This window comes from Alteromonas algae (genome assembly GCF_049117195.1).
Taxonomy (GTDB): domain Bacteria; phylum Pseudomonadota; class Gammaproteobacteria; order Enterobacterales; family Alteromonadaceae; genus Alteromonas.
Genome location: NZ_CP185260.1, coordinates 3,001,231 through 3,015,102 on the forward strand (window position 1 = coordinate 3,001,231; position 13,872 = coordinate 3,015,102).

The 13,872-nt window shown below is 45.1% G+C and carries 13 protein-coding genes; 7 read left to right on the top strand and 6 right to left on the bottom strand.

Annotated elements, in window-relative coordinates:
* Positions 1–19 precede the first annotated feature (19 nt).
* The 4 genes from ACOJRU_RS13445 (at position 20) to ACOJRU_RS13460 (ending at position 3,827) form a co-directional block, all read left to right on the top strand.
* The gene (locus ACOJRU_RS13445; protein WP_421132250.1) at positions 20–559 is read left to right on the top strand and encodes a YggT family protein; all 540 of its coding nucleotides are present in this window, start codon (positions 20–22) and stop codon (positions 557–559) included.
* Between the two features lie 83 nt (positions 560–642).
* Positions 643–1,029, top strand: a complete 387-nt coding sequence (locus tag ACOJRU_RS13450) for a DUF4426 domain-containing protein (protein WP_421134772.1) — start codon at positions 643–645, stop codon at positions 1,027–1,029.
* Positions 1,030–1,158: 129 nt separating this feature from the next.
* Positions 1,159–3,180, top strand: a complete 2,022-nt coding sequence (locus ACOJRU_RS13455; RefSeq protein ID WP_421132251.1) for an FAD-dependent oxidoreductase — start codon at positions 1,159–1,161, stop codon at positions 3,178–3,180.
* Between the two features lie 236 nt (positions 3,181–3,416).
* Positions 3,417–3,827 carry a hypothetical protein gene (locus ACOJRU_RS13460; RefSeq protein ID WP_421132252.1) on the top strand — a complete coding sequence of 137 codons (411 nt, stop codon included), beginning with the start codon at positions 3,417–3,419 and terminating at the stop codon, positions 3,825–3,827.
* Between the two features lie 90 nt (positions 3,828–3,917).
* Here ACOJRU_RS13460 and ACOJRU_RS13465 read toward each other — a convergent pair whose 3' ends face one another.
* From ACOJRU_RS13465 to yaaA, 3 genes are all read right to left on the bottom strand, one after another.
* The gene (locus tag ACOJRU_RS13465; protein WP_421132253.1) at positions 3,918–5,750 is read right to left on the bottom strand and encodes a DUF885 domain-containing protein; all 1,833 of its coding nucleotides are present in this window, start codon (positions 5,748–5,750) and stop codon (positions 3,918–3,920) included.
* A 48-nt stretch (positions 5,751–5,798) separates the two neighbouring features.
* Positions 5,799–6,440 carry a glutathione S-transferase family protein gene (locus ACOJRU_RS13470; protein ID WP_421132254.1) on the bottom strand — a complete coding sequence of 214 codons (642 nt, stop codon included), beginning with the start codon at positions 6,438–6,440 and terminating at the stop codon, positions 5,799–5,801.
* A gap of 258 nt (positions 6,441–6,698) precedes the next feature.
* Positions 6,699–7,475 (bottom strand): peroxide stress protein YaaA, encoded by a 777-nt coding sequence (gene yaaA, locus ACOJRU_RS13475; protein ID WP_421132255.1) that lies wholly within the window; start codon positions 7,473–7,475, stop codon positions 6,699–6,701.
* A 288-nt stretch (positions 7,476–7,763) separates the two neighbouring features.
* Here yaaA and tal point away from each other — a divergent pair, with 288 nt between their 5' ends.
* The 3 genes from tal (at position 7,764) to ACOJRU_RS13490 (ending at position 10,862) form a co-directional block, all read left to right on the top strand.
* The gene (gene tal / locus ACOJRU_RS13480) at positions 7,764–8,723 is read left to right on the top strand and encodes a transaldolase (RefSeq protein WP_421132256.1); all 960 of its coding nucleotides are present in this window, start codon (positions 7,764–7,766) and stop codon (positions 8,721–8,723) included.
* Positions 8,724–8,735: 12 nt separating this feature from the next.
* Positions 8,736–10,385 carry a glucose-6-phosphate isomerase gene (gene pgi / locus ACOJRU_RS13485; RefSeq protein WP_421132257.1) on the top strand — a complete coding sequence of 550 codons (1,650 nt, stop codon included), beginning with the start codon at positions 8,736–8,738 and terminating at the stop codon, positions 10,383–10,385.
* A 300-nt stretch (positions 10,386–10,685) separates the two neighbouring features.
* Positions 10,686–10,862, top strand: a complete 177-nt coding sequence (locus ACOJRU_RS13490) for a DUF3545 family protein (RefSeq protein ID WP_421132258.1) — start codon at positions 10,686–10,688, stop codon at positions 10,860–10,862.
* Positions 10,863–10,918: 56 nt separating this feature from the next.
* On the opposite strand, the gene ung is transcribed toward ACOJRU_RS13490, so the two are convergent.
* From ung to thrB, 3 genes are read right to left on the bottom strand one after another with little or no spacing between them, the layout of a single operon-like run.
* On the bottom strand, positions 10,919–11,578 hold the full coding sequence (gene ung / locus ACOJRU_RS13495) for a uracil-DNA glycosylase (protein ID WP_421132259.1): 660 nt from the start codon (positions 11,576–11,578) through the stop codon (positions 10,919–10,921).
* Positions 11,578–12,861 carry a threonine synthase gene (thrC, locus tag ACOJRU_RS13500; protein ID WP_421132260.1) on the bottom strand — a complete coding sequence of 428 codons (1,284 nt, stop codon included), beginning with the start codon at positions 12,859–12,861 and terminating at the stop codon, positions 11,578–11,580. The genes ung and thrC overlap by 1 nt, the downstream gene beginning before the upstream one ends.
* Before the next feature lie 48 nt (positions 12,862–12,909).
* Positions 12,910–13,863 carry a homoserine kinase gene (gene thrB / locus ACOJRU_RS13505; RefSeq protein WP_421132261.1) on the bottom strand — a complete coding sequence of 318 codons (954 nt, stop codon included), beginning with the start codon at positions 13,861–13,863 and terminating at the stop codon, positions 12,910–12,912.
* Positions 13,864–13,872: the final 9 nt, after the last annotated feature.

The window sequence follows — 13,872 nt, forward strand, 5'->3', positions numbered from 1 at the left end:
CGTATTTAGGACCCTAAAAATGAACGCGACGGTTTTTCTCGTTGAAACGCTTTTCAACCTCTACCTTATGGTAGTTATTCTCAGGTTATGGCTGCAAGCGGTGCAAGCTGATTTTTATAACCCGCTAAGCCAGTTTGTAGTGAAAGCAACACACCCTATTGTGGGCCCACTACGCAGAGTAATTCCTTCGATTGGACGGTTTGATACCGCCACATTTGTGCTTGCAGTGTTAGTGGCTGGCTTGAAGATTGTGTCACTGGCACTGCTTTTAGGCGGCGCGCTAAACCCGATTGGCGTGGTTATTGTGTCGGTAATTAGCGTAGTGAAAGAAACACTTTCACTTATGTTTTGGGTCCTTTTACTTCGCGCTATACTAAGCTGGGTATCGCAAGGCGGGAGCCCTGTAGATTACGTGCTGCACCAACTCACCGAGCCGTTCTTAGCCCCTATTCGTCGAATACTTCCACCATTAGGCGGGTTAGACCTTTCGGTTTTGGTCGCTATTATAGCATTACAGTTTTTACAGATTTTGATCCAAGACGCATTTCGCTTGTATTGAGTGTACATAAAGGTACTTTGATGAGTTCAATGATGAAAAAAGTTTTCACGCCTGTTTACGTACTGTTCACTGCGCTCGTAGTAATGATGAGCACGGGTGCTAATGCAGAACAAAAGAAAACTCTGGGCGATTGGGACATACACTACATGGTAGTGAATACCCCATTTCTTACCCCAGAGGTGGCTTCACGCTATGGTATCGTGCGAAGCAAATACAATGCGCTTGTCAACATATCGGTGTTAAATAGCAAAAGCCAAGAAGCTCAGCGTGTGTCGGTTTCGGGGACGGCGCGAAACTTACTCGGCAATACCAAAACACTTACCTTTAAAAAAGTTGAAGACGGCGATGCCATTTATTACCTAGCCGTCGTGCCATTTCGAGATCAAGAAACGTTTCAGTTCGCCGTTGACGTTCGAAAAGGCAATAACGCACAAAAGCTCACGTTTAAGCAAAAAATGTACGTAGATTAATAGCGTAACGAAAGTGACTACTTAAAAGGCGAGTAAATTACTCGCCTTTTTCATTGCTAGTATCAACCCCCTTTACCGTTATCCTTTCTTAGTAAATAATTAATGAATTAATCAACATCGAGAATAACAATGACAACACCCTACCCTCACCTACTTGAACCGCTAGATTTAGGTTTTACAACGTTGCGAAATCGAACCCTAATGGGTTCTATGCACCTAGGTCTTGAAGAAGAAAAAGGCGGCTTTGACAAGCTTGCGGCTTTTTATGCAGAGCGGGCAAAAGGGGGGGTAGGCCTTATTGTTACCGGTGGTATTAGTCCCAACATTTCAGGCTGGGTCGCGCCATTTGCAGGCAGAATGACCCGCAGTCGGCATGCGAAAAAGCACCGCGTCATTACCGATGCGGTGCATGAAGAAGGCGGCAAAATATGTATGCAAATTCTTCACTCAGGTCGTTATGGGTATCATCCATTGGCGGTATCTGCCAGTGCAGTTAAGTCACCTATTACACCATTTAAGCCTCGAGCGCTTTCATCTTCGTCCGTTAGGAGCACCATTAAGGATTACGTGAAATGCGCCAGTCTTGCGCAAAAAGCAGGGTACGACGGTGTAGAGGTAATGGGCTCTGAAGGCTATTTAATTAACCAGTTTTTCTGTGAACGTACAAACCATCGGGATGACGAATGGGGCGGCAGTCTTGAGAACAGAGCGCGTCTCGCTATTGAAGTGGTGAAAGGTATCCGCGAGAAGGCGGGGGATAATTTTATTATTATTTATCGCCTGTCTATGCTCGACTTAGTAGAAGGCGGTGCGCAGTGGGACGAAGTGGTTTACCTTGCCAAAGAGATTGAAAAGGCAGGTGCGACACTCATCAATACGGGTATTGGCTGGCACGAAGCAAGAGTGCCCACCATATCGACTTCAGTGCCACGAGCTGCGTTTACGTGGATAACGCAACGGATGAAAAAAGAGGTGTCGTTACCGCTAATTACAACAAATAGAATTAACACACCGGAAATTGCTGAATCTGTTTTAGCCGAAGGGCACGCTGACATGGTTTCTATGGCGCGTCCTTTCTTGGCTGATTCACATTTCGTTGAAAAAGCTAAACGCAACGAGTCAAAGTACATCAATACCTGTATTGCATGTAACCAGGCTTGCTTAGACCACGCATTTGAGCAAAAACGTGCTAGTTGCTTAGTTAACCCACAAGCGTGTTATGAGACAGAACTCACCTTTTCTGAAGCGGCTGAAAAGAAAAAGCTAGCCGTGGTTGGGGCAGGTCCTGCCGGACTTGCTTTCGCCATGTACGCAGCAAGCCGCGGTCACGAAATACACCTATTCGACAAAGCGACAGAAATTGGCGGGCAGTTTAACTACGCAAAACAAGTACCAGGCAAAGAAGAGTTTTATGAAACGTTGCGCTTCTTTAAAAATCAGCTTGATCGCGTGGGTGTCACCCAGCATTTAGGTCAAGAAGTCACGGTAGAAACGCTTAAATCTCAACACTTTGATGAGGTAGTATTGGCAACAGGCATCAACCCACGCGCATTGACAATTGAAGGTCATGATCACGTAAAAGTGATGAGTTACTTAGATGTTCTCCGCGACCACAAGAGCGTAGGTAAGTCCGTTGCCGTTATCGGCGCTGGCGGCATCGGCTTCGACGTAGCAGAGTATCTCGTTGAACACGAAAGTTTAGCCACCGACAAAGACAAATGGTTAGCGCATTGGGGAATTGATAAAACCTACGCCCATGCTGGCGCACTAACTGAAAAAGCAATTGAGCCCACTGAAAGAAAGGTATACTTACTACAACGTAAAACCTCAAAGGTTGGGAAAGGGCTCGGTAAAACAACGGGTTGGATACATCGACAGTCATTGAAGCATCACAATGTACAAATGATTAATGGCGTAGCCTATCAAAAAATTGACGACGAGGGGTTACACGTTATTATCAACGACGAACCTAAATGCCTTGCCGTAGACAATGTAATCGTATGTGCGGGACAAGAACCCTTTAAACCGCTTCAAGCACCACTAGAAGAAACTGGCATAACAGTCCACATCATTGGCGGCGCCGATGTTGCGGCTGAACTAGATGCGAAGCGCGCGATACGCCAAGGCGCAGAATTAGCAGCATCAATATAATGCTTTAGTATTTCTTAATTAAACGTAATCTGACACGCTCGCGATAAGGTATTATCAAAAAAAATAATACCTTATCGCTACCGTTATTTGTTCTATTAAGTGCTTCCAGCTTTCTTCCTTCAATTAATATTTCTCAGAATTCAAAAACCCCTCTACACTTAGACTAAAGATGTAAACAAAACCTTTTAATCCACTATTTATCTGTCATTTGCCATTTATTGCATAGGAAATTTGAGATGAATACTGAACCTGTACACGGCACTTACTCGTTAGAGAAAAAAGAAAATCTTATCATTTGTCGTTATTCGGAAGGTTTTAACCTCGCAGGTATTAAAGCCCTTATTAACGATATTTTGCTGTTAGCAAGCGGCTTAGAGCGATGGGCACTTTACCAAAAACCAGATAGCTCAGCCGGAATTGTACACAACGCTATTGAAGAAATGATGAATGGTTATGTACAATTTCAAAATGCAGGGTGCGTAGCCGTTGGCATTCAGGAAAACAGTATTTTTGTGCGTGCCGGTACGCCGTACCGCCCTCACTCCCTTCACATGCCAATAAAGATAGATAAGTCAGAAGCAGAATTGATTACGTGGCTTCAGCAATCGTTGGTCGCCACTCAGCCAGCACCACGAATATCCGCGTAAAATAGAAAAGGCTCAAGAGCACGCTTTTGAGCCTTTTTTGATAGCAGCCAACATGTGACTAGCACATATTGGCTGCTTGGTTTTTAAGTCCTAGCCTTTTTCGCGGGCTATCCAACGGTCAATTTTTTGCTCCAAGATAGCAAGAGGAATACCGCCAGTATTAAGTACCTGCGCATGGAATGCTCGAATATCGAAGTTATCGCCCAATGCTTTTTCTGCACGAGCACGTAACTCTTGAATTTTCAGAGCCCCTACTTTGTATGACAACGCCTGCGAAGGAATAGCGATATAACGCTCTACTTCTGCAACCACTTCAGTACGTGTCATACCCGAGTTATCAAGCATGAAATCAATCGCTTTTTCTCGACTCCACCCTTTCGAATGAATGCCTGTGTCTACCACTAAACGCATCGCACGTAATTGCTCATCTTGCAACGTACCATAACGATTCCATGGGTCATCAAAAAAGCCCATTTCATAGCCTAGTGTTTCTGAGTAAAGCGCCCACCCCTCACCAAAAGCGGGTAAGAAACTAAAACGCATAAAAGACGGCAACGCTTCATTTTCTTGTGCAAGGCTCACTTGAAAGTGATGACCCGGCGCGCCTTCATGAAGGTAAAGCGTCACATTTCCTGTGGTCAAACGGCTAGGTAAGTCATAAGCATTAAAGTAGAACGTACCTGGGCGTGAACCGTCTGGCGTACCCGGCTGATATGAACCACCGGCACTAAACTGTTCAATAGCGGGGTCGTAAGGTTTAATCTCGAGTTCAGATTTAGGAAGTAAAGAAAAGTACTCACCAATCTTTTCATCGACTTCACGGCCTATTTTATAATAGCTCTCGGTAAGCGCTTCACGGCTTTCAGGCTTAAACTGAGGGTCGGTTCGCACATAGTCAAAGAATTCGTTCAACGTACCATCGAACTTAACCTCTTCCATGATAGCGAGCATATCATTTTTAATGCGTTTTACTTCTTTTAAGCCCAGCGTATGCAGCTCATCCGGCGTCATGGGTAAGGTTGTAGACCCTTCCACCATGAGTTGATACAGCTTTTCACCACCTTTCATTTGACTTAAACCAACCGTTTCACGCGCGACAGGTAAGTATTCGTTCTTAAGAAAATCACGCATACGCGTGTTGGCATCATAGATAGCCTGAGTAGCCGCTTCGTAATCTGCCGTTAGCCGTGCTTTTTCTTCGTCACTAAAGCTGTCTGGGAATTGCGCAACAGGCCCCCAGTATTGCGACTTCTTGATAGGGATTTCAAGTTGAGTATCAAACTGCTTGATAACGCGGTCGATTGTCAGTTTAGTTTCTAATACGCCACTTTCCATACCCTCACGGAACTTCTCAATAGCACGGTCAGAAATAGCAATATAATCATTATGGCGTGATAGGTTATTATCATAGTCTTCTACCGTCTTAAAAGGTGCTGCACCTTTACCGCTAGCAAACGTTGGATAGAACGTATGGAAACCACTAAAGTGGTTAACAGGGCGAACCTCGGTAAGCGCTGCAATTTCGTCGGTAGACATCGCTAGCGAGCGCTCTTCATTGTACTTGAAGACATCATAAGCGAGTTTATCTGTGTCGCTTAGCTTGCTTCTATCTATTTGCTTAAGCTCTGACAGGTTTAGGAGTGTGTTAGTTTTAGAGGCAACCGCGTGCGCGTCGGTAAGAAAATCACCTAACCTGTCGGCATTTCTCATATCACCACGAAATAACCCCATGATAGGGTTTAGGGCTAGGTCTCGTTCGTCTGAGGCAGCAAAAATGGCAAATAAGCGTTCATGTTCATTTTGCATAACCTCTTTAGACACGCTTTCTGATTTAGCTTCTCCGTGTGCCATGACTGCGGCTGGAGCACTACCTAGCGCTACGGCAACCGCCGTACTTACTAACAACGTTTTTAATTTTTTCATTGTTTATCCTTAATCATCAGGTATACCCTGCTGTCGTTATTTTAATAGTTAATCTGAAGACTTACTTGCCAACGATGCCGTCTCTCGGCGCCATGCTTTCTCGTAAGCTGGACGTGAAAGTATGCGCTCAGCATAGGCTTTCACGTTGTCATACGCTAAATCTTGTTTACTGCCTCGCGCCCATGACAAAACGTGTCCTGCAATTACATCAGCCATAGTAAAGGTATTGCCGCATACAAATTCGTTATCAGCGAGCATCAGTGAAAAGGCGTTTAACGCTTTTGCAAACTCCCACTGAGCGGTATGTAACATTTGAGGGATACGCTGCGCTTCTGGCAGAGCGAAAGTATGCTTTGCCATGCTCCAAAGCGGCTGCTCAAGTTCACTCACGAGGAAGACCATCACTTGCTCATACTTTGCGCGCGTAAAACTAGCTGGCTCAGGAATAAATTCATGCATTCCATGTTTTTCTGCGAGAAAGGTTACAATCGCGGCGGACTCAGACAATGCGCCATCAGGCGTTACTAGTACGGGTATCTTTGCCGACGGCGTCAACGCTTTAAACGTATCGCTTAAATGCTCGCCAGCTTTTAAATCTACCGCTTCATAGTCATAGGGTAGCCCGAGCTCTTCCAATGCCCACGCCACTCGAACCGAACGGGTCTTAGGGTAACCGTATAATGTATACATCCCGCACTCCTCTGAAAACAAAAAAACGCTACGTTTTCCTCAACATTAACATGTTTATACTTCGTGTGATGATAGTGAGGTAACGCATTTAGTTTATCTGCAGATTACTGTAAGCGTATTAGGGGTAAAGTGCTAGATGAAATCAATTTCACCCTGTTACGAAGTGTTTCAGAAAGTGCACAGTGGAAAGGATAAGGCAGAGAAGGAAACGTTGTAAGCTAGCGAGCGTGATATGACATCCACGCTCGCGATTTTCTATTAACTTTCTTGGTTGCGCAAAAATACGAGCTCTGTGGCCGAGCTTTGTTCTTCACTGTACTGGTAGCCATCGGTATCAAACGCTTTCAACCCAGTGACATCAGACACTTTGTTTTCAATAATGTAGCGCGCCATTAACCCACGCGCTTTTTTAGCAAAGAAACTAATAATCTTATACTGACCATTTTTGCAGTCTTTAAAGGTAGGCGTAATGATCATGCCATCAAGCGTGTTCTTTTTTACCGCTTTGAAGTATTCATTTGACGCTAAATTAACCAGTATGTTGTCACCCTGCGAGGCCATTGCTTCATTTAAGGCCTCCGTAATTTTCGTGCCCCAAAACGCATATAAATCTTTACCTTCTGGGTTGCTTAGCTTTGTTCCCATTTCAAGGCGGTAGGGCTGCATTAAGTCAAGCGGTCTTAATAAGCCATATAACCCTGAAAGAATGCGTAAATGGGTTTGCGCATACGCCACGGCATCATCGTTTAATGTATAGGCATCTAACCCCGTGTACACATCACCATTAAATGCGTACATCGCTTGCCGCGCGTTCTCAGCCGTAAAGGGCGTGGTGAACTCAGCGAACCGATTAGCATTTAACGTGGCTAATTTATCACTTATTTTCATTAACGAAGATAGGTCTGCCGGAGACAGCGTTCTACACACCTCCATTAATCGCTCAGTGTCATTGAGTAATGTGGGTTGCGTGTTTTTATCGACTGGAACACCAGTCTCAAAATCTAAGTTTTTAGCGGGGGAAACGACGACTAACATCTGAACTCCTTACATTTTCTATGACGGTAGTATACCACTTCAGAAACACTATCTACGGTTATGGAATAAGAAAGAGCCAAATCACCTTAACAGACAAATCCGATTAGCAGGTATTTACGCGTTATACGCTATAAATTCTTATACGGGTTTGGTATAACTACAACATAACAAACAAACGCTTATTTCATACAAGTGTTGTGACCCTACAAACGCACACGCGTACCCTATTATTTGCTTTGCTGGCGCAGCAAGGTGACCCTATTAGTTAAACTAAAATTAGAGAGAATTATGAGCAACCAGCTAGCTTCTTTACGTGACATCACTACTGTTGTTGCCGATACCGGTGATATTGACGCAATAAAAAAATACCAGCCAGTAGATGCAACGACGAACCCGTCATTGTTACTAAAAGCAGCAAGTTTGCCACAATATGCAAGTTTAATAGACGATGCGGTTGCATGGGCAAAATTGCAATCAAACGATAGCGAACAGCAACTGACCGATGCTGCAGATAAATTGGCCGTAGCTATCGGAAAAGAGATCTCGGGCACGATTCCTGGGCGAATTTCAACAGAAGTTGACGCGCGTCTTTCTTTTGATAAACAAGCGACAATGGAAAAAGCAGAACGCCTCGTTCAGCTTTATAAAGATGCTGGCATCGATAAGTCTCGCATTCTTATAAAGATTGCCTCTACGTGGGAAGGTATTCAAGCCGCTGAAGAACTCGAGAAACAAGGTATTCAATGTAACTTAACGCTACTATTTAGTTTTGCCCAGGCACGTGCTTGCGCAGAAGCAGGCGTATACCTTATTTCTCCTTTTGTAGGTCGTATCTTAGACTGGTACAAAAAAGCAACGGGGACAGCTGAATACGCGTCAGACGAAGATCCAGGCGTGGTTTCAGTAACGAAAATCTACAATTACTACAAAGAACATGGCTACAAAACGGTTGTAATGGGTGCGAGTTTCAGAAATATAGGTGAAATCCAGGCGCTTGCTGGTTGCGACCGTCTTACTATCAGCCCAGGGCTATTAGAAGAACTGGCCAATGAACCAGGTGAGCTTAGTGTTAAGCTAAAAGATAACGGTGCGACAAAAACGCCGGGCGAACGTCTAAGTGAATCAGAGTTCCGTTGGGACATGAACCAAGACGCCATGGCGACTGAAAAGTTATCAGAGGGTATTCGTAACTTTGCTGCAGACCAAGATAAGCTTGAAGTTATGCTTCGCGAAAAACTAGGTGCATAAGGAGTTATAGTGATGAGTAAATTAACATCATTACCCCAGTGGAATACGCTATCAACATTAGCGAGTTCGATTAAAGAAGCGCATATGCGGGACTGGTTCGAAAATGACCCACACCGCGCTGAAAAAATGCAATTAGAAGCGTGCGGCTTATATCTCGATTATTCGAAGAATCGAGTCAATGGCGAGGCACTTACCGCCCTGTTCGATTTGGCCAAAGCCTGCAACCTAGAGTCTGTCCGTGATGCCATGTTTTCTGGTGAGCAGATAAACAGTACTGAAGGGCGCGCCGTTCTTCATACTGCACTACGAAACTTTTCAGACAGACCCGTCGTGGTTGACGGTGAGAACGTTATGCCAGAGGTGCACGACACACTGGCTAAAATTGAAACGTTCACGCATGCCGTACATAGCGGCGAGCACAAAGGCTACACAGGCAGACCAATAAAGCATATTGTTGCTATTGGTATTGGTGGCTCATTCTTGGGCCCGAAAATCATGACGGAGGCCTTAAAGCCGCATACCGTTGACGCTGTTAAAGTACATTTTGTGGCTAACGTAGATGGATGCCATATTCACGATGTGCTCTCAACGGTAGATTTTGAAGAAACGCTAGTCGTGATGTCTTCAAAGTCATTTTCGACGCAAGAAACCCTGCAAAACACGCTTACGGCGAAAGCATGGTTTTTGAAGTCTGGCGCAACGCAAAGCGATATTGCAAAACACTTTGTAGCCGTGTCGTCTAACGTGAAAGCCGCAACCGAATTTGGTATTAGCGAAGACAATATATTCCCGATGTGGGACTGGGTAGGCGGGCGTTATTCGCTATGGTCTGCAATTGGATTGCCCATTTCTCTCGCATTAGGCTTTGAAAGCTTTAAAGGGTTGTTGGAAGGGGCGTTTGATATGGACACCCACTTTACCACAGCGCCACTTGAAGAGAATATGCCGGTTCTGCTGGCGCTGCTAGGCGTATGGTATCGCAACTTCTTTGACGCGCAGTCACACGTTTTATTACCCTATTACCACTATTTACGTGGCCTGCCCGCTTACGTGCAGCAGCTAGATATGGAAAGCAACGGCAAAGAAGTGACACAATCGGGTGACGCGGTTGACTACCCTACTGGCCCAATTATTTGGGGAAGTGAAGGGACGAACGGTCAACATAGCTTCCACCAATTGATTCACCAAGGTTCAGGCGTTATTCCAGCAGACTTTATGCTGCCACTTAGCGTTCCCAACCAAGATGACACCCATCACGCCATGCTAGCGAGCAACTGCTTTGGTCAAACGCAAGCACTTATGCAAGGCAAGACCTTTGAAGAGTGCTATGCGGACTTAGCTGATGCGGGGCTAGCAGAGGATGAGCGTAAACGTTTGGCAGCGCATAAAACCATGCCTGGCAACAAGCCTAGCAATACATTTTTGTTCGACAGTCTTACGCCTAGAACTCTTGGCGCGTTGGTTGCAATGTATGAACATAAGGTATTCGTTCAGGGTGTAATCTGGAACCTTAACTCCTTCGACCAATGGGGCGTTGAGTTAGGTAAAGCACTTGGAAATCAAGTACTTTCTGGCATTAAAGGTGAAGCGAAAGACGGTAGTTTTGATGCGTCCACCCAACAGTTAATTGCCCGTTTCAGAACAGCGAATGCACCAAAATAAGGAAAGTCGTTACGTTTAGTACTGTCCTTTTGGTGCAATCTAACACCGGTTGCTTACGTTAGGGTTGTATGTAATATGCAATAACCTGAAATACTCAACCACATTTGAACGGCCGATATTTTCGGCCGTTTTTATATCTCCCGCTGGCCCTTAACAATACCCTGCTGTAACGACAACGTCACATTTTGTTAATAAAAAGTAAACGAAAGTATTTTATTCTTGTGACGGCTGTGATAAAAAACGTACAGAAGGAAATTAAAAGCTCTGTACTGTTGTAGTGGTAAGAAGAAGGAGATCCAAATGGACAAATCAGACCTATTTGCCATGCTAGATATTGAAGCAAGCCCAGCAAAAACAAAAAGTAAAAAACGTAAGTGGAGAGAAATCGAAGCCTTGCAGGATCGCAATAAGCTAGAGAAAGAACTCGCCGAGTTAGATTGTGGGTTCGAATACGAGCTAGAAACACTAGAACGATAAAAAAAGCCGCCAGTTAAGCAACTGGCGGCTTTTTTCGTTTTACGCAGGCGCTGTTATTATACCTGCCAATTAATGGGTGTTTTCCCATTATTGGTTAGGTAGTGGTTTGCTTTGCTGAAGTGTTTACACTCAAAAAAACCGCGATAAGCTGAAAGCGGAGAAGGATGTGGCGCGTGCAACACGAGATGTTTCTCGCGGTTTACATGCTTACCTTTTTTTTGCGCGTGGCTGCCCCATAAAAGAAATACTACATGTTCACAATGGGTATTTACTGCCTCAATAATGGCGTCAGTGAACGTTTCCCAACCCCATTTCGCGTGGCTGTTTGGCACACCTTTTTCTACCGTTAGTACGGTATTCAACAACAGCACACCTTGTTGAGCCCACGATGTAAGCGAGCCATGATCAGGTACGATGAAGCCGTCAATATCTTCAGCCAACGTTTTATAAATATTCGCTAACGACGGCGGCGTCTTAACCCCTGGAAGCACTGAAAAACACAGCCCGTGCGCCTGACGCTCACCATGATAAGGGTCTTGCCCTAAAATGACGACGTTAACGTCACGCAGCGCCGTCATTGCCAATGCGTTGAACGTGTCTGATTCTGGCGGAAATACCGTTACGCCAGCGCCACGCGCTTCGCTTACTTTATCAATAAGCGCTGTGAAATACGGCTTGCGCTTTTCATCTGCGATAACGTCGTCCCACGTAACCATTATTTAAGCAGTTTCATCATATGCGCTTTAAGCGCTGCATAAGAATCCGGAAGATCTACCGCTAAGCTATCCTCGCCAGCAACATCAGCAAGCGGTTTAGGCAAGCTAATAGGGTTACCTAATACATTTTCTACCGTTTCTCGGAATTTAGCAGGGTGAGCGGTACCAAGGAATAAGCCTATTTCACCCTCTTCTAAGTCATGACTTACCGCACGGTATGCTAATGCCGCATGAGGCTCGCTGGTATAGCCTAATTGCGCAAGTTGACGCATGGCTAACTGCGTATATTCCTCGTCGACCATTTCACCTTTTAAGCAGCCTTTTTCGATATAGCCTTGCTCTACTAACGCCTCAATTCTTGGCCAGTTGTTCGGCTGGCTCACATCCATTGCATTAGAGATTGTCGCAATGGTTGACTTCGGCGCCCATTCTCCCGTTTTTAAATAACGTGGCACGGTATCATTCAGGTTGGTCGCTGCAATAAAGCGTTTAATCGGAAGGCCCATCGACTTCGCAATCATACCGGCAGTAAGATTACCAAAATTACCACTTGGCACAGACACCACAAGCTGGTCACGCTTATCTTTTGGCAGCTGACTGAATGCTTCAAAGTAATAGCATACCTGAGCCAATAAACGACTGATATTTATCGAGTTCGCAGAGTTAAGATGAAGCCCTTCTCTTACGTCTACATCATCAAAAGCGGTTTTAACTAACGACTGACATGCGTCGAAATCACTGTCAATTGCAACCGTGTGGATATTGCCGCCAAGGGTAGTGAAAAGCTTCTCTTGTAGTGCACTAATCTTGCCCTTCGGGAACAAAATCACCACATTAATGTTTTCGATGCCATAAAACGCGTGTGCAACAGCGGCCCCTGTATCACCAGACGTCGCCGTTAAAATAGTAATCGGTTTGCCTTCACTTATTCGTGACAAGGTTTGCGCCATAAATCGCCCGCCGAAATCTTTAAACGCAAGCGTAGGTCCATGAAAAAGCTCTAACGTATAGATATTGTCGGTGATAGGTTTTACTGGCGCGTCAAAGGCAAACGCGGTTTCTACGATGCTTTCTAACTCACCGGCATCAAGTTCATCACCGATGAGGGCGCGAAGCACTTCAATACTACGCTCAACAAACGGCTTTTCGAGTAATGCATCAATATTTTCCAACGTTGGAATTTTTTCTGGAAAATATAACCCTTGGTGTTTACCTAAACCACGCTTAACCGCGTCGGCAAAGCTTGCTGTATCCGATGAATCTTTTAAATTTACCAATTCCACTTGTTATTACCTTTTTTCAATATGCCAAGCAACGTTTAAGACTATACGCTAGTTATGTTGCGTTACGGTTGTACCGGCAGTTGGTATCTGGCACACATGGCTAAAACCATCTTCGTTTTGAATATAATGTTCGTTTAGATAAGCCGCAACACGTGCTGCTTGCGCTTTTGAGTGGCATACTGCGAAAACCGTGGGACCAGAGCCAGAAATACCGAACGCTAATGCCCCTTCTTTTTCGCTAAACGCGCGCGCCTCATCAAATCCAGGCAGCAGTGATTTTCTATATGGCTCGGCAATAACGTCATTCATTACCGATGCAGCAAGAGAGAAGTTGCCTACATGCAATGCATGGACAAAAACCCCCAGCTGGCGCCCAAACGTAAGGGCCGTAGCCATATCGACGTTTTTCGGCAGGATGTCTCTTGCCGCCGCGGTCGATACACTGATACCTGAGTAACAAATGGCGTAATACCATTCATCATTAACGGGTAACGACAGCGTCACAGGTGAGGTTGCGCCTGTCATTAGCGTCATACCACCTAGGTAGCAAGGTGCAACATTGTCATAATGGATACTCCCGCTAATCTGCCCTTCAAGTTCTCCCATCATCGTCAACAATGTGTCTTCATCAAAGGGAGAGTCGAAGTACGTATTCAAGGCTACAAATGCGGCTACAATCGAGCTTGCACTGGAACCGAGCCCACTGCCTATCGGTAAGTTTTTATGTAACGTAAGGGCAACCGGTGTTGTTGCCTTTCCAACACGCTCCATTTCGTGACAAAAATAGTGATAGCATTTAGTCACAATATTGCTGTCGGCATCACCGGGAAGTTTGTGTGCAAACTTCCCCACCGTAGTTAAAGAAAACACCTTTGCGCCGGCAATATCAACTTCATCGCCTAGCCGAGTGCCATCAACAGGCTCAAGTGCTGCACCTAATACATCAAATCCTAAACTTACATTGCCAATTGAGGCTGGCGCATAAGCACGTAATGTTTTCATTGCTTTACC